The organism is Shimia abyssi (assembly GCF_003014475.1).
Taxonomy (GTDB): Bacteria; Pseudomonadota; Alphaproteobacteria; order Rhodobacterales; family Rhodobacteraceae; genus Shimia; species Shimia abyssi.
The window spans coordinates 591,207-613,386 of sequence record NZ_PYGJ01000001.1 but is presented as its reverse complement, the minus strand read 5'-3'; the positions used below and the strand labels follow the sequence as shown (position 1 = coordinate 613,386).

General features: G+C 57.8%; 19 protein-coding genes. 9 read left to right on the top strand and 10 right to left on the bottom strand.

Features of this window, described 5'->3' with window-relative positions; genetic code table 11:
* Window positions 1-3: 3 nt before the first annotated feature.
* The 4 genes from mrdA to CLV88_RS02945 form a co-directional block, all read right to left on the bottom strand.
* A complete protein-coding gene (mrdA, locus tag CLV88_RS02960; RefSeq protein WP_106606849.1) occupies window positions 4-1,947 on the bottom strand; it encodes a penicillin-binding protein 2 in 1,944 nt (647 codons plus the stop codon).
* Window positions 1,944-2,480, bottom strand: coding sequence for a rod shape-determining protein MreD (locus tag CLV88_RS02955; RefSeq protein ID WP_106606848.1), 537 nt, complete (start codon window positions 2,478-2,480; stop codon window positions 1,944-1,946). The genes mrdA and CLV88_RS02955 overlap by 4 nt, the downstream gene beginning before the upstream one ends.
* Window positions 2,473-3,366, bottom strand: a complete 894-nt coding sequence (gene mreC / locus CLV88_RS02950; RefSeq protein ID WP_106606847.1) for a rod shape-determining protein MreC — start codon at window positions 3,364-3,366, stop codon at window positions 2,473-2,475. Before mreC ends, CLV88_RS02955 begins: the two co-directional genes overlap by 8 nt.
* A gap of 83 nt (window positions 3,367-3,449) precedes the next feature.
* Window positions 3,450-4,490: a rod shape-determining protein gene (locus tag CLV88_RS02945; RefSeq protein WP_093090085.1), complete on the bottom strand. Its 1,041-nt coding sequence runs from the start codon at window positions 4,488-4,490 to the stop codon at window positions 3,450-3,452.
* Window positions 4,491-4,717: 227 nt separating this feature from the next.
* Between CLV88_RS02945 and CLV88_RS02940 the strand changes: the two genes are divergently transcribed.
* Window positions 4,718-5,503 carry a 23S rRNA (adenine(2030)-N(6))-methyltransferase RlmJ gene (locus CLV88_RS02940; RefSeq protein WP_106606846.1) on the top strand — a complete coding sequence of 262 codons (786 nt, stop codon included), beginning with the start codon at window positions 4,718-4,720 and terminating at the stop codon, window positions 5,501-5,503.
* A gap of 23 nt (window positions 5,504-5,526) precedes the next feature.
* Here CLV88_RS02940 and CLV88_RS02935 read toward each other — a convergent pair whose 3' ends face one another.
* Complete coding sequence (locus CLV88_RS02935; RefSeq protein WP_106606845.1) at window positions 5,527-6,465, bottom strand: LysR family transcriptional regulator; 939 nt, start codon at window positions 6,463-6,465, stop codon at window positions 5,527-5,529.
* A gap of 99 nt (window positions 6,466-6,564) precedes the next feature.
* Here CLV88_RS02935 and CLV88_RS02930 point away from each other — a divergent pair, with 99 nt between their 5' ends.
* Entirely contained in the window at window positions 6,565-7,464 is a 900-nt protein-coding gene (locus CLV88_RS02930) for a TauD/TfdA dioxygenase family protein (protein WP_243403549.1), read from the top strand.
* Between the two features lie 75 nt (window positions 7,465-7,539).
* On the opposite strand, the gene CLV88_RS02925 is transcribed toward CLV88_RS02930, so the two are convergent.
* A complete protein-coding gene (locus CLV88_RS02925) occupies window positions 7,540-8,739 on the bottom strand; it encodes a calcium-binding protein (RefSeq protein ID WP_106606844.1) in 1,200 nt (399 codons plus the stop codon).
* Between the two features lie 242 nt (window positions 8,740-8,981).
* Window positions 8,982-10,553, bottom strand: coding sequence for a 2-isopropylmalate synthase (locus tag CLV88_RS02920; RefSeq protein ID WP_106606843.1), 1,572 nt, complete (start codon window positions 10,551-10,553; stop codon window positions 8,982-8,984).
* A 271-nt stretch (window positions 10,554-10,824) separates the two neighbouring features.
* Between CLV88_RS02920 and CLV88_RS02915 the strand changes: the two genes are divergently transcribed.
* A complete protein-coding gene (locus CLV88_RS02915; RefSeq protein WP_106607080.1) occupies window positions 10,825-11,484 on the top strand; it encodes an SDR family oxidoreductase in 660 nt (219 codons plus the stop codon).
* A 52-nt stretch (window positions 11,485-11,536) separates the two neighbouring features.
* On the opposite strand, the gene CLV88_RS02910 is transcribed toward CLV88_RS02915, so the two are convergent.
* Window positions 11,537-12,934 (bottom strand): MORN repeat-containing protein, encoded by a 1,398-nt coding sequence (locus CLV88_RS02910; RefSeq protein ID WP_106607079.1) that lies wholly within the window; start codon window positions 12,932-12,934, stop codon window positions 11,537-11,539.
* Window positions 12,935-13,090: 156 nt separating this feature from the next.
* On the opposite strand from CLV88_RS02910, the gene CLV88_RS02905 reads away from it, so the two are divergent.
* The gene (locus CLV88_RS02905; RefSeq protein ID WP_106606842.1) at window positions 13,091-14,749 is read left to right on the top strand and encodes an NAD+ synthase; all 1,659 of its coding nucleotides are present in this window, start codon (window positions 13,091-13,093) and stop codon (window positions 14,747-14,749) included.
* Between the two features lie 221 nt (window positions 14,750-14,970).
* Window positions 14,971-16,335, top strand: a complete 1,365-nt coding sequence (locus tag CLV88_RS02900) for a magnesium transporter (RefSeq protein WP_165798790.1) — start codon at window positions 14,971-14,973, stop codon at window positions 16,333-16,335.
* A 32-nt stretch (window positions 16,336-16,367) separates the two neighbouring features.
* Here CLV88_RS02900 and CLV88_RS02895 read toward each other — a convergent pair whose 3' ends face one another.
* Window positions 16,368-17,300 (bottom strand): MBL fold metallo-hydrolase, encoded by a 933-nt coding sequence (locus tag CLV88_RS02895; RefSeq protein WP_106606840.1) that lies wholly within the window; start codon window positions 17,298-17,300, stop codon window positions 16,368-16,370.
* A 114-nt stretch (window positions 17,301-17,414) separates the two neighbouring features.
* On the opposite strand from CLV88_RS02895, the gene CLV88_RS02890 reads away from it, so the two are divergent.
* The 4 genes from CLV88_RS02890 (at window position 17,415) to CLV88_RS02875 (ending at window position 21,267) form a co-directional block, all read left to right on the top strand.
* Complete coding sequence (locus tag CLV88_RS02890; RefSeq protein WP_106606839.1) at window positions 17,415-17,843, top strand: DUF1801 domain-containing protein; 429 nt, start codon at window positions 17,415-17,417, stop codon at window positions 17,841-17,843.
* 68 nt (window positions 17,844-17,911) lie between these two features.
* Window positions 17,912-18,616, top strand: coding sequence for a hypothetical protein (locus CLV88_RS02885; RefSeq protein ID WP_106606838.1), 705 nt, complete (start codon window positions 17,912-17,914; stop codon window positions 18,614-18,616).
* A 137-nt stretch (window positions 18,617-18,753) separates the two neighbouring features.
* Window positions 18,754-19,599 carry an inositol monophosphatase family protein gene (locus CLV88_RS02880; RefSeq protein WP_341477140.1) on the top strand — a complete coding sequence of 282 codons (846 nt, stop codon included), beginning with the start codon at window positions 18,754-18,756 and terminating at the stop codon, window positions 19,597-19,599.
* A gap of 3 nt (window positions 19,600-19,602) precedes the next feature.
* Window positions 19,603-21,267: a Na/Pi cotransporter family protein gene (locus tag CLV88_RS02875; RefSeq protein ID WP_106606837.1), complete on the top strand. Its 1,665-nt coding sequence runs from the start codon at window positions 19,603-19,605 to the stop codon at window positions 21,265-21,267.
* On the opposite strand, the gene CLV88_RS02870 is transcribed toward CLV88_RS02875, so the two are convergent.
* On the bottom strand, window positions 21,264-22,151 hold the full coding sequence (locus tag CLV88_RS02870) for a LysR substrate-binding domain-containing protein (RefSeq protein WP_106606836.1): 888 nt from the start codon (window positions 22,149-22,151) through the stop codon (window positions 21,264-21,266). The genes CLV88_RS02875 and CLV88_RS02870 overlap by 4 nt on opposite strands.
* Window positions 22,152-22,180 lie beyond the last annotated feature (29 nt).

Below are 22,180 nucleotides of genomic sequence, written 5' to 3'. Positions count from 1 at the left end.
CCGCTACGCCCGGTTCCGGCGCGTGATTTCGCGCTCTGGCACCAGACGGTCCAGCTCTTCCTGCTGTTCTTCAATCTTGGCACGATCCTTGGACGGGTACGCTGAAAGAGGCGGCGTGCCGCCATAAAGCGCCTGAAGTGTGATGTCGCGCGCAATGGGCGCTGCGGCTTTGGAACCACCGCCGCCATGTTCAACCACAACCGACACCGCAACGCGTGGAGTGTCATAGGGCGCAAAATTCACAAACAGCGCATGGTCACGTCGGTTCCACGGCAAGTCTTCGTTGCGGGTCACCCCCCGCGCGCGCTCGGCGGCGGTGATGTTGCGCACCTGGCTGGTGCCGGTCTTGCCCGCAAGGCGGTATTCGTCGGCGATGATACGGCTGCCATAGGCAGTGCCGCGGCGGTGGTTTGACACCGCATACATACCACGCCGCACCTGATCCAAATGGGTTGGGTTGATGTCGAGCGTCTGTGGCGCCGCGCCAGCCTGTTCCACACCATTGACCGATTTGACCAATCGCGGTTGCAGCTCCAGCCCCGAGGCCAGCCTGGCAGTCATCACCGCCAGCTGCATGGGTGACGCCAAAACAAATCCCTGACCAATTGATGCGTTTGCTGTATCGCCAATCACCCAGGATTCGCCACGCACCTGCGCTTTCCAGTCGCGCGTCGGGTTCAGCCCCTTGGCCACACCTGACATGGGCAAATCGTGACGGATGCCAAGGCCCAGCTTGGTGGACATGGCCGAAATCTTGTCGATCCCCACCTCCAACGCCAGTTGGTAGAAATACACATCACAACTCTCGCGCAGTGCCTGAGTCAGCCCGACATGGCCGTGCCCGCCGCGTTTCCAGCAGTGAAATCGCCGGTTTGACACCTCAAGATGTCCGGGGCACCAGACAGTATCATCGGGGCTGAACAGCCCTTCTTTCAGCGCGGCCAATGCTGTGATCATTTTGAACGTTGATCCGGGGGGGTAAGTGCCCTGCACCGACTTGGCCGCCAGCGGGCGGTGATCGTTTTCTGTCAGCGCACGATAAGCGGGCACCGAGATACCTTCGACAAACAGGTTCGGATCAAACGTCGGAGAGGACGCAATCGCCAGCAAATCGCCGCTCTGGCAATCCATGATCACCGCCGCCGCGCTTTCATTGCCCAAACGGGCCTGCGTATAGGATTGCAGCTGTTGATCTATCGTCAACTGCACGTCATCGCCGGGCTGGCCCTCGCGCCGGTCCAGCTCGCGCATGACACGACCCACGGCATTGACTTCCACCCGTTTGGTTCCCGCCTTACCGCGCAAATTGTTTTCCATTTTGCCTTCCAGACCCACCTTGCCGATCTGGAACCTTGGAATGCGCAAAAGCTGATCCGGGTTTTCGATTTTTGAGAGGTCATAGTCTGAAATTGGGCCGACATAGCCAATCACATGCGCCAAATCTCCGCGTAGTGGGTAGTAGCGCGACAATCCAACCTCGGGCGTAATGCCGGGCAGGGCGGGGGCGTTGACTGCCACCCGGCTCATTTCTTCCCAGCTCACTCGGTCGGCCACAGTAATTGGCAGGAACGGGGGCGAGCGGCGCATCTCGGTCATGGCGCGATCAAGGTCGTCGGGGTCCAGCTCGACAAGGGTGGCAAGGCGCGAGATCACGTCGTCAACGTCGCCCGCATCTTCGCGCACCATGGTAATGCGGTATGAGGGTTCGTTGCGTGCCAGAACCACGCCGTTGCGATCAAAAAGCTCCCCCCGTGCGGGCGGAATCAGGCGGATATTGATGCGATTTTCCTCGGCCAGCAGGCGAAACTGATCCGCCTGATCCACCTGAAGATGCCGCATCCTGAGACCCAGCGCGCCGACAAAGGCCAGCTGAGCCCCGCCCAGCAACAAGGCGCGGCGGGTCAAGCGGGTGTGGCTTTCGCCAACTTCTGCGGGCGACTTCCTCATGCGGTGGCCCCCATTCCGGTGTCACGCACCGCGCTGCGGCGCACACCGAATATGCCCGCCGACAGCAACACGATAAACGGATAGATCATGACATTCATAATCACCTGCATCAGCGTCAGTCCGAGAGAGGCGCGCTCCACAAAAAAGAGTGTTAAACCAACGCGATACGCCAGGGCAATCGCCACCATCAGCGCCGCGGCATAGGCCCATTCCGCAAGGAATGTTGCGGCGCGTTGCGACGGGGCGCGATGGCGCTGGACTTCGACTGCGATCACCATCACAGCGGCCAGCATGCCCGGCGGACGCATCAGCAGCAAATCAGCTAGCAGAAACACTAGCGCGACGACAATGGGCGGTGTGTATTTCGGCTGGCGTCCGGCCCAGGCCACGGTCAGCACGATCAGTAAATCCGGACCCGCCCAGCGGCGCGGTGTGGTTTCCAGCGGCAAAAGCTGAAGGAACAGGATGACCAGACAGGTGATGACAAACGCGATGCGCATCAACCACTTATGAGAGATCACACCACTAGCCATCGCTGTTTTCCACAGCGTTCGCAGTCTGGTCCGGGGTGACAACCGCACCGGGCGTGGTTACCTTTTTCTGCCCATGGTGCCGCAGCACACGCAGAAATTCGAGCCGTTCGTAATCTGCCGACAGACGCACACGCAGTCGCCCGCCCGGATCAGTGGCAACCTGACCAATCAACAATCCGCCGGGAAACACATCGCCATCGCCAGACGTCACCACCCGGTCGCCCGGACGCACAAGATCGGCGTTCTCAAGGAAATCCACATGCGGCGCGACCGAGTTGTCGCCCACGATAAGTGCAGTCTGCCCTGATGGTTGGATCAGCGCGGGGACGCGGCTGGAACTGTCGGTCAACAGGATCACCCGCGCGGTTGACTGCCCGACACCGGAAATGCGCCCGACCAGGCCGATTCCATCCATGGTCGCCCAGCCGTCCACCACGCCGTCGCGCGCGCCAATGTTCAAAAGCACGGATTGACGAAAAGGCGAGCCGCTATCGGCCAGCACAACACCGGTAATATATGTTAGGCGCGGATCGAGCCGCACGTTGTTCAGATCAAGCAGCCGTGCGTTTTCCTGTTCCAGTTGCAGCGCCGCCTCTTTCCACGCTTTCATCTGTTGCAGTTCTCGGCGAAGCTCTTGGTTTTGCTCGACAATCCGGTTGTAACTCTGAAAGTCCCGCATCAGGTTTACGGCCCCCGTGACTGGCGCCATGGCCCAGTCAAAGTTGGGAACAACCTTGTCCGTCACCTGTGCGCGGAACCGTTCCACGCGCGGGCTGTCGATGCGCCAGACAAGGAAAAAGGCCAGCAGACACAAGACCAGAATCCCGACAAACAACCGTTTGATCGGGCCTGCATAATCTTCACCCTGTGTCCGGTCTTTGGCCACTTTGCCCCCTGATACTGAAAGCGCGTGTTACATCTAGCATGGCCACCCGGCCCACGCCAAACACAGGCGCGAGAGAACCGGGATCAGCTGTCGTAGTCGATGGCGTGGCGCAGCTGTTTTTCGTATTCCAGCGCCTTGCCGGTGCCCATGGCCACACAGTTCAGGCTTTCGTCGGCAATCGACACAGCCAACCCGGTCTGCTCACGCAATGCAAGGTCCAGATCGCCCAACAGCGCGCCTCCGCCAGTCAGCATCACGCCCCGGTCGACAATGTCAGCTGCCAGATCGGGAGGCGTTGCCTCAAGCGCGGTCATCACCGCTTCGCAGATCTGTTGTACAGGCTCGGCAAGAGCTTCGGCCACCTGAGCCTGACTGATTTCAGTTTCCTTCGGGACGCCATTCAACAGGTCGCGACCCCGGATCTGCATCGACTGACCACGGCCATCGTCGGGCATACGTGCAGTGCCGATCGAGGTTTTGATACGCTCGGCAGTGCTCTCTCCGACCAGCAGGTTTTGCTGGCGGCGCAGGTAGTTGATGATGGCCTCGTCCATACGGTCACCACCGACACGCACAGAACGCGCATACACGATGTCGCCAAGGCTCAGAACTGCAACTTCGGTGGTTCCGCCGCCGATATCGACAACCATGTTGCCGGTGGGGTCGGTGATGGGCATGCCTGCGCCAATGGCCGCGGCGATGGGTTCTGCAATCAGGCCCGCGCGGCGCGCGCCGGCCGAGAGAACCGATTGACGAATTGCGCGTTTTTCCACGGGTGTTGCACCATGTGGGACACAGACAATGATCTTGGGTTTGGAAAAGGTCGAGCGCTTGTGGACTTTACGGATAAAGTGCTTGATCATCTCTTCGGCGGTGTCAAAATCAGCAATCACACCGTCGCGCATCGGGCGGATCGCCTCGATGCTGCCGGGTGTGCGGCCCAGCATCAGTTTGGCGTCTTCGCCTACGGCCAGAACCTTTTTCACGCCATCTTTGACGTGATATGCGACCACCGACGGCTCGCTGAGGATCACGCCCTTGCCCTTGACATAGACCAGCGTGTTCGCGGTCCCAAGGTCGATGGCCATATCAGATGTGAACAGGCCGCCCAGATTTCCCAGCATGTGTGTTTCGTCCCCAGAGATTCGCAAAAAGGCCCGCGACTCTGCTGGCGCGGGCCGACCTTCTTATATGGAGTGCATCCTGTTTGTGAAAGACCCAAGGCGGGGCTAATGCGCATGAATCCGCCGCGTTTTGCCTTGTTGCGGGCGCTTTGCCCGTTGTCAGGGCAAGGCGCTTGCAATCCCAAGGCAAAAGCGGACATGAGAGGGGGGTAAAACAGGGGCGGAACATGTTGAGCTATCAGCACATTTATCACGCGGGCAATCTGGCCGATGTGCAGAAACACGCGCTGCTCAGCTGGATGCTGGCCTATATGACGGCCAAACCAAAGCCAATGAGCTATCTGGAAACCCATGCCGGACGTGGGTTGTATCATCTGGACGCGGATGAGGCGGTCAAGACCGGCGAGGCAGAGGCCGGGATTGGGGTTGCCGAAACATGGTTTGGCGCGGATCACCCTTATTCTCGATCACTTAGAGCCGTGCGTGCGAAATTTGGTGCGACCGCTTATCCCGGTTCTCCTGCGCTTGCGGCTGAGCTTTTGCGCCCCCAGGACAATCTGCATCTCGCCGAGCTGCATCCCCAAGAAGGCGCTGCCTTGACCGGCGCGATGCGTGGCAGCGGGGCCAAAGTGCATCGTCAGGACGGGTTTGAAATGGCGATGGCGGTGTGTCCACCTACCCCTCGCCGCGGCGTGCTGCTGATTGATCCGAGTTATGAAATCAAGACCGACTACAAAACGATTCCGGGCTTTATCGCCAAGCTGCATCGCAAATGGAACGTGGGCGTTATTGCGTTGTGGTATCCGATTTTGGCGGATGGCGCACACGCGGCGATGCTGACGGCGCTGGAAAACCAAGCGCTGCCCAAGACACTACGCCATGAGGTGCATTTCCCCGCCGCGCGCGAAGGGCACCGTATGATCGGATCTGGCATGTTTGTGCTAAATGCGCCATTTGGTTTGGAAAGCGAAGCCAAATGGCTCTCGGACAAGTTCGCCGCGCTGACGGGCTGACCCTGAGCGCAGTCAATTGCGCATCATTTGTCCACTGTCGGCAATGCGTCAGCCTCAGCGCGAAACCAGTCGAGCACTGAATCTCGAAGGTCAGATTCGTCCAGATCGGGGCGGTATTCCAACGAATATGCCGCGTCCCGATAATGTAGCGCCGGGCCAATACGACTGAGTCGCCCGGCGGCGATTTGATCAGCCACCAAATGATGCCATCCCAGCGCGACACCCTCGCCATCCATCGCCGCCTGTATCATGAAATGATAGTTGGAATGCCGGTACGCGGCGGCATCCGGTGGCGTCGATTGCCCCAAGTGCGCAAACCAGTGCTCCCAACCCACAAACTCATGCTCGCGTTCGGCATAGTGTAGCAGATCGCCGGAAAGGATTGCGTTTGGATCGCCCTCGGCTTGGGCCAGATGAGGATGTTGGCGCAGATAGTTTGGGGCACAAACGGGATAGACGACCTCGTCAAATAATCCAATGCTAGGCCAGTCGGTGCCGTCCCTGCTACGCCAGTTCACAACAAGGTCGACATCGTCCCGCTTAAGGTCTTCGAGCCAATAGGACACTACAAGATGGATCGGTGCCTGTCCGGTGGCGCGTCGCAAATCGGAGAACCGAGGCAGTAACCAGCCATGCGCGAAGCTGAAACTGCACGCCAGCGTCAATCCGGCGCGCCGCGGCGTTGCCGCCACGTTCTCAACGGCCGTTTGAATATGGGTCAGTCCCAGATCGGTGGCATGCGCCAGATCGCGTCCGGCCCGAGTCAAAGTTGGGTTGTTGTGGTTGCGCTCAAATAGCGCCACACCCAAATCCGCCTCGAGATTGGCGATGTGACGGCTGACGCTGGGCTGACGCATTCCTAGTTCATTGGCAGCTTTCGTAAAGCTTTCAGCACGCGCCGCAGCCTCGAAAACGCGTAATGGCGTCAATAGCGTCTGTATGCGTCTGAATTTGGATTGCATAGCTTCAAGGTATGAAGCGGATACGCGTTATGCAAGTTTATTGAGAGTGGTGAATGTGTTTTTCTAACTGCAAGCTATTCAACGAACAGGACACTTTCCATGAACGACACAATGACCAGTTTTCAAACTTCCCCTCTGACAGACAGGTTTGGGGTTGAGGTTCATGACCTCGACCTCTCGGTCATCAATGACACTTCGTTTCAGCAGCTGCGCGAACTATTCGATGAGCACTCGGCGCTATTGTTCCGCGCCCAAGACCTGAAACCGGAAGCCCATCAAAAGCTTGCCCAGATGTTTGGCCCGATCGAGGACCGCGAACCCGAAAAACGCAAACCCGGTGAAACTCCGCCCGTGCGGCCCGTCAGCAACGAAACAGCCGATGGCGGCGTGACCGGTGAGATGGATCTGCACACGTTGAACCTAAAGGCCAACCAACTTTGGCACATCGATAGCACGTTTCTTCCGAACCCGGCGCTATGCAATATCCTGACGGCCAAAGTCGTGACCGAACAGGGGGGCGAAACCGAGCTGGCCTCGACCCGCGCGGCATGGGCCGAGATGCCGGACGCATTGCGCAACCGTATTCAGGGGCGCGTGCTGGGGCATAACTTTATCCGTTCGCGTGAGCGTGTTTCGGCGGAGTTGGCCCGTCAGTCTGACTTCACACGCTGGGAAGCACAGCGTTGGCCAGCAGTTTGGCCAAACCCGGTGAATGGCCGCGAGGGGTTGTTTATCGCGAGCCATGTCTATGAGGTCGAAGGGATGAGCCCCGAAGACGGGGATGCGCTTCTCAACGAGCTCATGGCGTATTGCACTCAAGATGCATTTGTTTACGCCCATAAATGGCAAGTGGGCGATGTGTTGATCTGGGATCAACGCGCGGTTCTGCACCGTGGCCGGCCTTGGGATTACTCGAAACCTCGCACGCTGGTCAGCATTTGCTGCACCATGCGGGATCAGGATGGGTTGGCCAGCGCGCGCGCGGCAATTGCGCAATAACGGCTAATCCAACCGTGTGGCTGATAAAAAAAGGCGCCCTGTGAACGGGGCGCCTTATGCTTTGGTATTTGACCCTTAGAAAACGAACGAGTCGCTGTCTAATCCGGTTGTCGCTTCCCAGTTGCGGATCGCGTCTTCAACCACTTCACCGCGCAAAACAACAGTGTCTGTCGCACCTTGAGGACTGAGGCTGGTGTTGCCGTTGTTCACCTCAAAGGTCAGCTGTTCCGCTTCTAGTTGTGTCACGACAATCTCGTCAGCCTCTGCGCCAAACTGCTGGACTCCGGCCTTGTCGTCGAGCAGGGCAAATACGAATTCTTCCACTTCGCCTTCACTCAGAGTCGAGCCAGAAATCACCGCGCGAGCTTCTTGTGACAGGGATCCGTCGGAACCGTAGAAAAAGGACTGACCACCGCGGCCCGCTGGGTTCAGGTCATTTTCACCATAGTCGAAAACACCGTAGTCGCTGACCTTGTCCTTGAAGTCGACATTCTTCATCGACCCGTCATCCTTGATCTTGCCAGGTGCGTCTTCACCTTCGCTCAGCAGGCGCAATTGAGTGCCTTTCCAGTCGAATTTTCCAAAATCCATGCTGTCAGCGATGAAGGCTTCGGCGTCCTCGACTTGAACGTCGCGTAGATAGACTATGGCATTGCCGTCCTGATCGGTGATCATGGTGCCTTTCTTGGACACGTCAAACAACAGTTTCTCAGGGGCTTTGCCCTCATTGAGGCCGGTCATGTGAAGGACGTCTTCACCGACGGTAAAGTCAGTCACAGTCGTGTAGGCATCGGAGCCTCCGGCCCAGTCGTCGGCCGTTGCGTTGCCGTCACGTGCTTCCATCTTGGATTGACGATAAGTCAATACAATCGTGTCATGTCCGTCACCGGTCGAGACGAGATTGGAGCCATTCACAGCGCCAAAGTAATCATCACCGGCACCGCCGCCGAGCCGGTCATTACCCCGGCCACCCATCAGGAAGTCACGGCCGTCGCCGCCATTGGCCTCGTCGTCTCCGCGGCCCAGCTTGACCACGTCGTTTCCGTCGCCGGCTGCGACGTGATCGTCCCCTTTGCGCGTGCGCACATAGTCGTTTCCGATGCCCGTGCTAACATAGTCGTTCAGATTGGAGCCCAGAAAAGAGTCATTGTTATTGGCGTCTTCTTCGATTTTGGTCTTGGTGTCGAAACGTTTGTTAGTGTTTCCATCTGGATCGATTTGCTCGCGATCCATTGTTGCGTTTACGTATGTGTTCAAATCGCTACGTGTGGTCATTGCGTTGCCCCTCAAGTTGAATACCGATGCGACCGATCTTTGGGTCGCTCGAGATTGACCAAATTCCAATTCGGCCTCTCGTGTTTCAAATATGGGGGGGCGCCGTAGGTCTGCCTTGGGAAGAGATGCCAACTAATTTGGAATATCTGCCACAATAAAAAAGACCGCCCGTGAGATGTGCCACGGGCGGTCTTTTCGATTTTACGAGCGCATTGCCTGCGCTGCTTTAGGTGATGCGCGGGTTAAGCCATATCTTTGTAGGAAATCTCGCGCGCGTCTGCGCCCTCGCCCATTTTGGTACGACGCACCAGAAGACGGTTCAGCGCGTGAACATAGGCTTTGGCCGAAGCAACAACCGTATCGGTATTGGCCGATTCACCGGTGGCGATGACCCCGTCTTCTTCCAGACGGACCGAAACCGTGGCCTGCGCATCGGTACCTTCCGTCACGGCGTGCACCTGATACAGCTGCAAACGCGCTGCGTTGGGGTGCAGTTCGCGGATGGCCTTAAACGTGGCATCCACCGGGCCGTCGCCTTGGGCTGTCGCGGAAACGTCTTTGCCGTCAATCTCCATCTCCACAGTGGACTCAGCCGGGCCGCCGGTGCCGCAAACCACTTTCATGGACACCAGTTGCAGTGCGTCATTTTCGCCATCTTCACCAAGGCGCATCAACGCGACGATATCGTCGTCAAACACCTCTTTCTTGCGATCGGCCAGCTCTTTGAAACGCACAAAAATGTCCTTGAGCTGGTTGTCGCCCACCTCAAAGCCCAGGTTCTCAAGCTTGTCGCGCAAAGCTGCACGGCCCGAATGTTTGCCAAGCGGCAAAGATGTGCCCGAAAGGCCCACGTCTTCGGGGCGCATAATCTCGAAGTTTTCAGGGTTCTTGAGCATGCCATCCTGATGGATTCCGCTTTCGTGGGCAAAGGCGTTTTTACCTACGATGGCCTTATTGAACTGTACCGGAAAACCCGCAACCGTGGCCACGCGGCGCGAAATCGCCATGAGCTTGGTTGTGTCGATGCCGGTGTTCCACGGCATGATGTCATTGCGCACTTTCATGGCCATGACGACTTCTTCCAACGCGGTATTCCCGGCGCGTTCGCCAAGTCCGTTGATGGTGCATTCAATCTGGCGCGCTCCACCGGCCACAGCGGCCAGTGAGTTTGCTGTCGCCATGCCAAGATCATTGTGACAATGGGTGGCAAAAATCACTTCATCCGCGCCGGGCACCGCCTCGATCAACCGTTTTATCAGGTCCGCGCTTTCGGCAGGAGCTGTATAGCCAACCGTGTCGGGGATGTTGATGGTGGATGCGCCTGCTTTGATGGCAATCTCGACCACGCGGCACAGATAATCCCATTCGGTGCGCGTTGCATCCATGGGTGACCACTGCACATTTTCGCAGAGATTGCGGGCATGTGTCACGGTTTCATGGATCTTGTCGGCCATTTCGTCCTTGGTCAGGTTCGGAATGGCGCGGTGCAGGGGCGAAGTGCCGATGAAGGTGTGAATGCGGTTGAGGTCGGCGTGTTTCACGGCCTCCCAGCAGCGGTCGATATCGGTTATGTTGGCGCGGGCAAGGCCACAGATGCGGCTGTTGACGGCATTCTGCGCAATCTCGGAAACAGCGCGAAAATCACCTTCCGAGGCGATGGGAAACCCGGCCTCGATAATGTCGACGCCCATCTCGTCCAGCATGGCGGCGATTTCCAGCTTTTCATCATGGGTCATCGTGGCGCCGGGGCTTTGCTCGCCGTCGCGCAGGGTCGTGTCAAAAATGACAACGCGGTCTTGATCAGGTTTGGTCATGTCGGGATCTCTTTTTTATGTTCTCCAAGTGCCGGCGCGCGAATGGCATCCTCTGAGCGGTCGCGCCAAGGGATGGCACGCTCAGAGGCGGGCTAGGAGAAGCAACAGGCCAGCAGGAATCGCCGCGCGGGTGCGCGAAATAGAAAGGGCGATATGGTGCTGGCTGATCATGAGCGCGATTTATACATGGGGGGCAACAAATGAAAAGGGGGAAAGTGATCCACTGTGCCGGGTAACGCTGTATGCGTTGAAAGGCGTGTGGGAGACTGAGATGGAACGGGCATTGGTGATTGGCGATACAGGCGGTATCGGGGCGGCGCTGGCGGCAACGTTGCGCCAGCGCGGCGTGAAGGTGCGCGGGATGTCACGTCGGGATGGGTTCGATGTGACGGAACCAGCAAGCGTTGAGGCGCAGCTGGGCGCGCTAAAAGATGTGTTCGATCTTGTGTTTGTGGCCAGCGGCGCGTTGACGTCAACGCGGTCGGGGCCAGAAAAGGCGCTGCGCGATGTCAGCGCCGAAGAGATGGCGGCGCAGTTCGCGGTAAATGCCATTGGTCCGGCGCTAGTGCTGCGCCATGCCAAACGCCTGTTGCCGCGCAAAGGGCGGTCGATCTTTGCGGTACTGTCCGCTCGGGTGGGCTCGATCGGGGACAATCGGGCAGGTGGGTGGTATTCCTATCGCGCCTCCAAAGCGGCGCTGAACCAGATTGTGCGCACCGCATCAATCGAGATTGCACGCACACATCGCAAGGCAATGTGCGTGGCGCTGCATCCAGGCACGGTATTAACACCCTTTACAGCCGGATACCCCTGTCATGCCAAAAACACACCCGAAGAGGCGGCCGGGAATTTGCTGGATGTTGTGAATGGTTTGAAAGCGTCTGACACGGGCGGGTTCTTTGACTATTCAGGCGCGCGCGTGGAGTGGTAGGTAGGTCGGACAAACTTGTCCGACCTACGAACGTTATCCTGCTGTTGCGGCGTCAGTTCTGAAGTGTGCCGTCGTTCCAGTTCCCACTGTCCACCTGACCGCCGGCATAGCGCATCGTGCCTTCGCCCTGCCGTTTGCCGGCGCGAAACGTGCCCTCGTAGATATCGCCATTGGCGTAGGTCGCCACGCCAACCCCGTCGATCTCGCCCGCGTTCCATTCGCCTGCGTATTTGAACCCATCGGGCATGACGATTTCGCCGGTCCCATCGCGCTGACCGTTGATGAATTGCCCAGTATAAACTGTTCCGTCAGCATATGTCGCAACGCCCATGCCGTGGCGCTGGCCGTCAACCCACGCGCCTTCATAGCGGTAGCCATCCGAATAGGTCATCACACCCTGACCATGGTTGCGGGCATTTACGAATTCACCCTCATAGACCAGCCCATTGGCATAGATCGCCTTGCCCACGCCGTCGATCACACCGTTTTTCCAGTCACCCTCATAAGTCGACCCGTCCGTGTAAGTGATCAAACCCTTGCCGTCCGCCAGATCGTCCTTGAACTGGCCCACATAGATCGACCCGTCAGGATAGGTCACCTGACCATTACCTTCGATATGTCCGTTCACCCAGTTGCCAGTATACTGATACCCGTCCAAGCCAATGAAATTGCCGTCGCCGTGGCGCTGGTCTGCTTCAAAGTTACCCTCGTAAATATCGCCGTTGGCATAGGTCACGCGGCCAAATCCCTGCCGTTGCCCACCAACAAGCGCACCGATATAAACATCGCCGTTTGGCTGTGTCAGCGTGCCTTCGCCGTCAATCTGACCAGCGCGCCACATGCCCGCATAAACAAGCCCGTCCGGCATAGTCAGGTTGCCTTCGCCTTCGCGCTCTCCCGCCACGATCTGACCGTCATAGACTGTACCGTCCGCATAGGTGATCTTGCCCAGACCTTCTTTGACACCATTCAGCCAGTCGCCTTCATATCGGTAGCCGCCCGGTGACAGCATCACGCCCTTGCCGTGATGCATCGCATTCAGAAATCCACCCTCATAACGAACCCCATTGGCATAAATCGCAACACCCGCGCCGGTGATCTTTCCTTCAGACCATTCGCCCTCATAGGTTCCGCCGTCAGTAAACGTAATTTTACCAATGCCATGCGGCTTGCCCTTGGCAAATACCCCTTCATAGACCGAACCATTGGGGAATCGCGCCATGCCCAGGCCTTTGATCTCTCCATCCACCCACGCACCGGCATATTCATATCCATTGGGCAGCCGATACGTACCCGTGCCATGCTGCAAACCGCCTTTAAAGGTGCCCTCATATACACCGCCATCGTCATATTGTTTGGTCAGAACCTGGCCGTCCTGTGCCATTGCGGGGGCGGCCAAAGTGGCGCCGGCAAACAGGATCGCTGTGGTAAGTGCCTGAGTTCTGTTCATGTTTTTATTCCCATGCATGCCCATTGCCGGTCTCCGGCTTTTTGCGAAATTCTACGGCAACGGACATCGCTGGGCAACGGGTTTTGCGCGATTGCGCTTTTGTCTGCCGCTGGGTCTGTTAAATCTGCGCCATAAGCGATGATTTCGGAGGCTGTAATGGCTGATACTTTCCGTCTGACACTGGCACAAGCCAACCCAACGATGGGCGATCTGTATGGCAATGCGGCCATGGTCCGCAGCACCTGGGCCGAGGCCAAGGCCGCCGGGTCTGACATGGTGGCCTTTCCGGAGATGTTCATCGTTGGCTACAATGCGCAGGATTTGATCCTGAAACCCGCTCTGCAACAGGCGGCGATGGATGTGATTACCCAACTGGCCGTTGACTGCGCCGACGGCCCTGTGGTCACCGTTGGAGGCCCATACGCCTATGATGGCAAGCTCTATAACGCTTATTACGTGCTGCGCGGAGGCAAGATTGTGCACCGTCAGCTCAAGCACCATTTGCCCAACTACACCGTCTTTGACGAGGTGCGCCTTTTTGATCAGGGCCCGCTGGGGGGGCCATATGACGTGAACGGCGTGCGCATTGGCTCGCCCATTTGCGAAGACGCTTGGTTCGAAGATGTGCCCGAAACCCTAGAAGAGACCGGCGCCGAAATCCTGGTGGTGCCCAACGGTTCGCCCTACTACCGCGATAAATTTGATCGTCGCATGAACCATATGGTCGCCCGTGTTGTCGAAACCGGCCTGCCGCTGGTCTATCTCAACATGGTGGGCGGTCAGGACGATCAGGTGTTTGACGGCGGCTCGTTTGTGCTCAACCCGGGCGGAGAGCTGGCCATGCAACTGCCGGTCTTTGACGAAGCGATTGTGCATGTCACATTCACCCGCACCGACCGTGGCTGGCGCTGTGATGAGGATGAAAAAGCACTCTTGCCTGCAGGCGAAGAGCAGGACTACCGCGTCTGTGTCGAGGCTCTGCGCGACTACATGCGCAAAGCAGGCTTTCAAAAGGTACTTCTGGGCCTGTCCGGCGGCATCGATTCGGCGCTGGTGGCCACCATTGCCGTCGACGCGCTGGGCGCTGAAAACGTGCGCTGTGTGATGCTGCCCAGCGAATATACCTCCCAAGGGTCGCTGGACGACGCCAAGGACATCGCCGAGCGGCTGGGTTGCCGCTACGACTTTGTCCCAATCGCCGAGGGGCGCACAGCCATCACCAACACACTCGCACCGTTATTTGCAGGGACCGAGCCGGGTCTGACCGAAGAGAACATCCAATCGCGCCTGCGCGGCTTGCTGTTAATGGCCATGTCCAACAAATTTGGCGAGATGCTGCTGACCACTGGCAATAAATCCGAAGTGGCCGTGGGCTATGCCACGATTTACGGCGATATGGCGGGCGGCTATAACCCGATCAAGGATATGTACAAAACACGCGTTTTTGAAACCTCGCGCTGGCGCAATGCGGTCCATCGCGACTGGATGATGGGCCCTGCGGGCGAGGCGATCCCGGTATCGATCATTGACAAACCCCCCAGTGCCGAACTGCGCCCCGACCAGAAAGACGAAGACAGCCTGCCGCCCTATGACGTGCTCGATGCGATCCTCTTGATGCTGGTCGACGAAGAACGCTCTGTCGCAGAATGTGTTGCCGCCGGGTATGATCGCGACATCGTCAAACGGGTGGAGCATCTGGTTTACATCAGTGAATACAAAAGGTTCCAGTCCGCTCCTGGCGCGCGGCTCAGCAAAAAGGCGTTCTGGATGGATCGCCGATATCCGATCGTAAACCGCTTCCGGGATCCCAGCTGACCGGTCGAAAAAGGGGCAATGCTCCTCAAGCCCTTGCGGGCTTTCTTCGCCCCTTCCTATCGCCCTGAAATATCCCGGGGGGAGTCGCCAAAGGCGGCGGGGGGCTGGCCCCCTTGTTATCCCCAATGTGAAGTCTTGTCCGATCGCGGTCATCCGCTAATGTGCGTCCCAAGGGCGCCAATGGCCCCGGAGGCCGTGTTTTTCAGGGATCGGACATCGATATGGACCAGACCGCCGGACAGGACAAAGCCCTAATGCGCGAAATCGGGCGCATGATCGACATAGATGCAAAAGACGATGTGATTGCGCTTATGTCCGACTGGGCCACGCAGGACATTCTGGAATGCCTGATCGGGCTGCGCCTGCCACGTGCGCGAAAGCTGTTTCAGTGGTTGCCGGACCCGCTTGGACTAAAGGTGCTGGTCGAACTGGATGATGATCTGCACGCGGCCCTTTTCAGCCCGTCCTCAATCACCACATTTCGGGGTCTGATCGCTCAAATGCCCTTGGACGAGGCGGTCGACACGCTTGTGGGCCTGCCGCGCCGCTTTGCGGATGAGCTGATCGGCGCACGTGACGACGCCGACGACATCCGCGCCGTGTTGGCACAACGTGAGGACAGCGTGGCCAATGTCATGCGTCTGGGCGTGCTGGCCGTGCCGGTCGACTGGACCGTAGGCCAGCTGATTGCAGACATTCGCGCCCGTAGCACCGAAATCGACAAGATCGACATGATGTTTGTCGTTGACAACGCGCGCCGCCCATTGGGGCGCTTGCGGTTTCGCGAAATTCTGGTGGCTGAGGCGGAGACCCCCCTGATCAAGCTCGTGCATGATGATGTCGTGTTGGTTAACGCAGAAACTGATCGCGAAGACGTGTTGAAAATGGCAGAGCGGGAAGAACTCAACATGCTGGGCGTCACTGACCGCGCCGGTCGTCTTGTCGGCGGAATTGCCCCGCGCGAGCTGGCTGATATCCGACGCGATGAGGCCGAAGAAGATATCCTTAAATTGGGGGGCGTCTCGCCCGCCTCAACCCAGTTTGACAGCCCGCTCACGATCCTCAGGCGTCGTTTGCCGTGGCTGCTTGGTGGCTTGGGCGGCGCAGGGTTTGCCGCCGTGGTGATCGGCGCTTACGAAGACGCGCTGGCACAGGCCGCAGTTCTGGCCAGCTTTATCCCCGTGGTGATGGCCACTGCCGGAAATGCCGGTATTCAGGCGAGCACCGTGTCGGTTCAGGCCATCACATCGGGCGTAGAATGGCGCGGCGACTTTGGCGCGCGGATGGTGCGCGAATTGTCCGGTGCTGCGCTTAATGGGCTCAGTATCGGGGCAGTCACGGGTACTCTGGTATTGATCGCGGGGCAGTTTTTGTCGATCGCAAACCCGGTGTGGTTGGCGCTGACGATTCTGGTGGCATTGATGTTGGTGACAATGATCGCCGGTACGGTTGGCGCCGCGATCCCATTCGTTCTGCGCGCCATCAAACTTGATCCAGCGGTGGCCACAGGAATCTTTATTACGACAACCAACGATGTCTTTGGCGTGCTGATCTTTTTCGTGATTGCCCGCGCGCTGTATCTCTGACGCGCGCGGGCTGTTAGTCGGTTAGTAGGCGATTACCCAAGCATCAGCTGATAAGACGCCGGCGCATATTTGAACGCGCCATCGTGGTTTTCGACATATCCAACACCGGGCCAAGGCATGTGATAGCCCACAAACGGGATCTTGTCGGCGGACATCATGCCCAGCATCTTTTTGCGGGTCGCGGCCGCGGCGGCCTTGTCCATGTCGAATTTAACCTCCCAATCGGGATGTGACAGCGAATACACATAGTGGTTGGCAAAGTCCGCCGCGATGACAAGCTGCTTACCATTGCTTTCAATCATGTAGGCCATATGACCCGGTGTGTGGCCAAAAGCCTCAACCGCCGTGATCCCCGAAGCCACGGACGCGCCCGGATCGATCATGTCGAACTTGTCCGCATGCGGGCGCACCTTGGCTTCAAACGCTTTGTTCTTGCCGCTTTTGTCCCACGCGTCAAACTCGGTTGCGCCGGTGACATGGCGCGCACCGGCAAAGGTCACGCCCGCATCCCCAGCAACGCCGCCGATGTGGTCGCCATGCATGTGCGTAACCACTACGGTGTCGATCTGGTCATTGGAATATCCCGCCGCCGTCAATGCAGCGGTCATGGCATCCGGGCTGAGGCCGGTGTCAAACAAAACCAGCTCGGACCCGGTGTTGACCACGGTTGGTGTGAAAAAGAACTGTGCCGCGTCGGACGGGATATTGGCCGCTTCTGAAACGGCAGCAAATTCGGTCTGGCTGACATTCTTTCCAAAAATGCTGTGCGGCGCTTCGACAGTGCGCGTACCCACCAGCAGCGTTGTTACTTCAAAATCACCCAGCTTCATGCGGTTGAAGCGGGTCATTCCAACGCCCTTCATCTCGGCGGCGGCTGACGCGGTTTTGGCGGTTGCGGCGGCCAGTGGCAGGGCGGCTGCGCCCATAAGCATGTGGCGACGGTTTAGTGCGGGAGCTTTCAGCATAGGGGGTCTCCTGTTGGTGCTGTAAATATCGATATTTTTGACAGTGCACCAAGTTTACGTAGAAAAGCGAGGATTGGATTGCTTTTTCACGCGGAATTGAGTTGGAGTGGAATAATGACCCAGAACAAGACGGCCCCGACAGACATCAATCCGCGCGACTTTATTAGTAGTGTGAACCCAGCGCGCAGGCGCGAGGACGGGTTTGTTTTGCTAGATCTTTTTACAGGTGTCACAGGGTTTGACGCCGTGATGTGGGGCCCAACGATTATTGGTTTTGGGCGGTATCACTACCGCTATGAAACCGGTCGTGAGGGCGATTTTCTGGCCACAGGTTTCAGCCCGCGCAAGGCGAATCTCTCGATCTATATTATGCCGGGCTATCAGGATTACGGAGAAATTCTTGCCCGTTTGGGCAAGCACAAGTTGGGGCGCAGTTGCCTTTACGTGAATAAACTGGCGGATGTAGATTTGCACGTTCTCGAAGAGCTGATCCGGGTGGGGTTGCGGGATTTGGATGCAATTTGGCCGGTTGCACCGCATTAGCAGCCGTGTGTCGTACAAACCGTATGTTCACCCTTGTTCGACGGCGGGTGTCAGGGCAAAGTGTCTTGATGGTTCGGTATGTTTTTCTCATGTGTCTCGCGGTCTTGGCCGGTTGTGGTACGGTCGATTATGACAATGCACCTGTAGGGCGCTTTAGCGGCTCGCTCTTTGTCATGTGGGTCGGAGAAGGCAGCGATACCGAGGGCGACGGGCGGTTTGTGTTTGTTCCTGCGCCGGGTGCGCCTTTGGTGTTTGAACGAAACAACCCCGCAGGCACGCTCGATGTGATTGCACCGGAAATGATGTATACGGACGGCGGATCTATTCCCAAACCCGGCCAACTGTTTCGCGGGTTGTCGCCATGGGGCTATGCACCAGCCTATATGGTTCATGACTGGCTGTTTGTGGCGCGTCATTGTCTGACGGACGGTATGGCAACACCAATTGAGCAGGGTGTCGAGGGAATGCCATTTGAAGAAAGCGCCGAGATTATTTCCGAGGCGTTGCAAACCCTGATTGCTGAGCGACGGGTACGGCCAGACGACGTGGCCCCCAAGGTCATCGCCGGCGCGGTAGCAGGGCCAATTTCGCTGTCCAAATGGAACGCCAGTGGCGTTTGCGCCCCTCAACGGGTCACCGATCAACACCGCGCAGAAGTTGAGGCCGCACTTAACAAACAACTTGGACGAAGAGTGCCTGAATCTATCAAGTTGCCTGATGGTGATACGGTTCCTATTGAACCGGCGCGGATTGTATCGCAAATCAGCTTTTGATCACGTTCCATAGACCGCGCCACTCTGCATGTGCGTTTCTTGTGGGTAAATCAACCAAATATGTGTAATTGGACTGGTCAATTGTCTGATTTTGTGGTTTTTTGTGGCTAAATGGCAGGTATTGCGTAGAGAGTGTCATGTCGGTGACAAATGAAATTGAAGAACCCGGTGAGACCGGAATGTTGAAATACGCCAGCGTAAGCCGGTTTCATGACGGCGATGCGCTGATGCAGCACGCTTTGACGGCGACTGAACTGGCGACCGCCGCGGCGCGAAAGTATTTTCGGGGGCGTCTTGGGGTTGAGTTTAAGGCAGATGAAAGCCCGGTGACACAGGCCGACAGGGGTGTTGAAACAGTGGTGCGAGATTATCTTTCCGCGCAGTTTCCAGATCACGGCATATTTGGCGAGGAGCATGGCATCGAGCGCGGCGAGCGAGACGACCTTTGGATCGTGGATCCAATTGATGGCACACGGTCATTCTTGTCCGGTCATCCGATGTTCGGCTTTTTGCTGGGCCATCTGCACAAAGGCGTGCCTGACCTTGGCGTGATTGCCATGCCCGCGCTGGGTGAGGTGTTGATCGGGCGCAAAGGCGGCGGCGCGCACATGAATGGCGAACAGGTGCGTGCTTCTGACCAAACCGACCTGAGCAAAGCGATCCTGTTCGTGAACGAAGGCGACAAGATACACAAAGATCGGCCAGCAGTTTTTGGTCGGCTGATGCAGGCCGGACAGACCCGCCGGTTCGCCTATGATTGCTATCCCCATGCTTTGGTCGCGATGGGGCACGTGGATGCTGTGGTGGATTACGACCTGCAACCATACGACTATTTGCCAGTTTCAGCCGTGGTCGAAGCCGCGGGCGGCGTAATGTCTGACTGGCAAGGAAGGGCGTTGACAATATCGTCTGGCACACAGGCCGCGATTTCCGCCGCAACGCCCCAATTGCACGCACAGTTGCTTGACCTCGTGAACGGCTAGACGATGGCCATACTCTCGTTCCTCATCAGCCTGACCGGTGCAACAATGTTGCTGTTATTTGCCGTCCGCATGGTGCGCACCGGGATCGAACGCGCCTTTGGGGCGTCTTTTCAGCGCCTGTTGACCGAGAGCAAAAGCCTGACCGGGGCCAGCGCCACGGGATTGATGCTGGCGGTGGTGCTACAAAGCTCGGCCGCTGTGGCGCTCTTGGCCACGGGTTTTGCCGCGAGCGGCTATCTCGCCTTTGGCAGTGGGCTTGCCATTGTGCTGGGCGGTGATCTTGGCAGCGCGCTGATCATACAGGTTCTGTCATTCCGGCTGGATTGGCTGGTGCCGCTATTGCTGGCGGTGGGCGGCTGGCTTTTCGTCAAGACCGAGCGCAAGCGTGGGCGACAGGCTGGTCGTATTCTGTTGGGCGTGGCATTCATTCTGATATCGCTGCAATTCCTGCGCGAAGCGATGGACCCAATCCGCGACAGCGCGTTTCTGCCTGCTGTGGCTGGTTACCTCGAACGCGACTATGTCACCGCCTTCATCGTCGGTGCTGTGTTGGCGTTTGTGATGCATTCCAGCGTCGCGGCCATCTTGATGTGCGTGACCCTGGTTCAGATTGGCGCGATCCCGTTTGGCGCGGCGCTGTCGCTGGTGCTTGGCGCCAATCTGGGTAGCGCGGCTATTCCACTTTGGTTGACCCGAGGGATGCCCGACGTGGCGCGACGTATCCCTTGGGCAAATCTGGGCTTGCGAGGCACTTGGGCCATAACCACGCTGTTGGTGCTCAACCTTGCGGGTGTTTCGGACAAGCTGATGATTGTGGGGGCAGGGCAGTCGCTGGTCTATGCCCATGTGGCATTTAACCTGTCGCTGTTGGTACTGGCCCTGCCATTTTGTCACCGCCTGGAACATGTGGTCAGCACGCTTGCACCCGCTGGTGCAGATCTCGAAAATGGCCAAGTTGAGGGTGAAAGCGCGCTCGACATGGGCGTTCTGGACACACCACAACTGGCCATGGCCAGCCTCAAGCGCGAGCTGCTGCGCATGACGGGTATGGTTGAACGCATGTTGCAACCAATGCTCGAAATTTACGATACACCGGATATCGCCCGGATTGATGCGCTCAGGGCACAGGACGACGCAATCAATTTGGCGCTCTCTGATATCCGGTCCTATGTCGCCGCGATGCCCCATGATGCCTATAGCAAATCCGAAAGCAAGGCCGTACGCGGGTTGATGGATTTCGCTATTCGGCTAGAGTCGGCGGGTGACGTGGTGTCCAAGAAATTGACCGCCATCGCACTTGAAAAACAAGCCAACGGCGCGCAGTTTTCGCCCGAAGGCTGGGCCGAGTTGCGCCAGATGTACGAGGCGATCATGGCCAATATGCAGCTGGCCGCGAACGTGCTGATCTCCGATGACCTTGAGAGCGCTCGGCTCTTGGTGATGGAAAAAACTGAACTCAAACGCGCTGAGCGCAAGAGCCGCAAGCGACATTTGAAGCGGTTACAAGAGGGGCGCGCCGAGAGCTTTGGCTCCTCTGACGTGCATCTGGAAACATTGCGCGCACTGCGTGATCTCAATAGCCACGTATCGGCGATTGCCTATCCGATTCTCTATCGCAATGGTCAATTGCTGGAAACGCGCCTGATTCAAGAGATGGAAGGCGCTTAAGGACGCCGATTTGTCTTTTCTGCCTGCACCGCACGCGCGACATCCATGAAAGACCGGATCACGCGCACGTCCTGACGCTGGGTCAAATGGATCAGAGACTCGCGCATGGTAATTGACATATCCAAAAGCTCAAACTGCGTCACCCTGCTATCATGCACATACTCCGCCTTGGATACAAAACCGATGCCCGCCCCGGATGCGACAATTTCCCGAACGGCCTCGCGGCCTTCGGCCACAATCGCCGGTTTCAGCGTAATGCCGTGCTGTGCTGCGCCCTCTATCAGTTTTTGCCGTGTTTTTGAGCCCATTTCGCGAAAGATCAGCGGGTATTTGGTCAGGTCTTGAAGTGACATGCTGGTTTGAGAACCCAGCAACACCCCATGCGCTGCAAAGGCAATAATCTCGCTCTCTCCAAGGTCCAGAACGGTTGTGTCCTGCCGCGAAGGAAGGCTGCCGACCACGCCGATCTCGCAATTATACGCCCGCAAATCATCCATGATCCGATCCGTATTGCCGGTGCGCAATGATACTGTCACGTTCGGATAGCGACGCCGATACCGGGCGAGGATTTCGGTGATGTGATGTGCCGAGTCGACCATAACGCGCAGCTCGCCTTCGATCGCGGCACCCTTTTCAGAGATATATTCCTCAATCCGTGTTTCGACCTCAAAAAACTGTTTGGTCATGACAAACAGTTGTTCGCCCGCTTCAGTCAGCCGCACCCGTTTGCGTTCGCGGTGAAACAGCAAAACGTCGTGCTCCTGTTCCAACTTGCGCACCTGTTCCGAAATTGCCGGCTGGGTGAGGAACAGCGCCTCTGCGGCACGCGAAAAGCCACCCAAAAGGGCAACATGATGAAAGGCTTTAAGCTGGCTATAACGCATGTAAAGGGGGTCCGGTGAGATGTATAGGC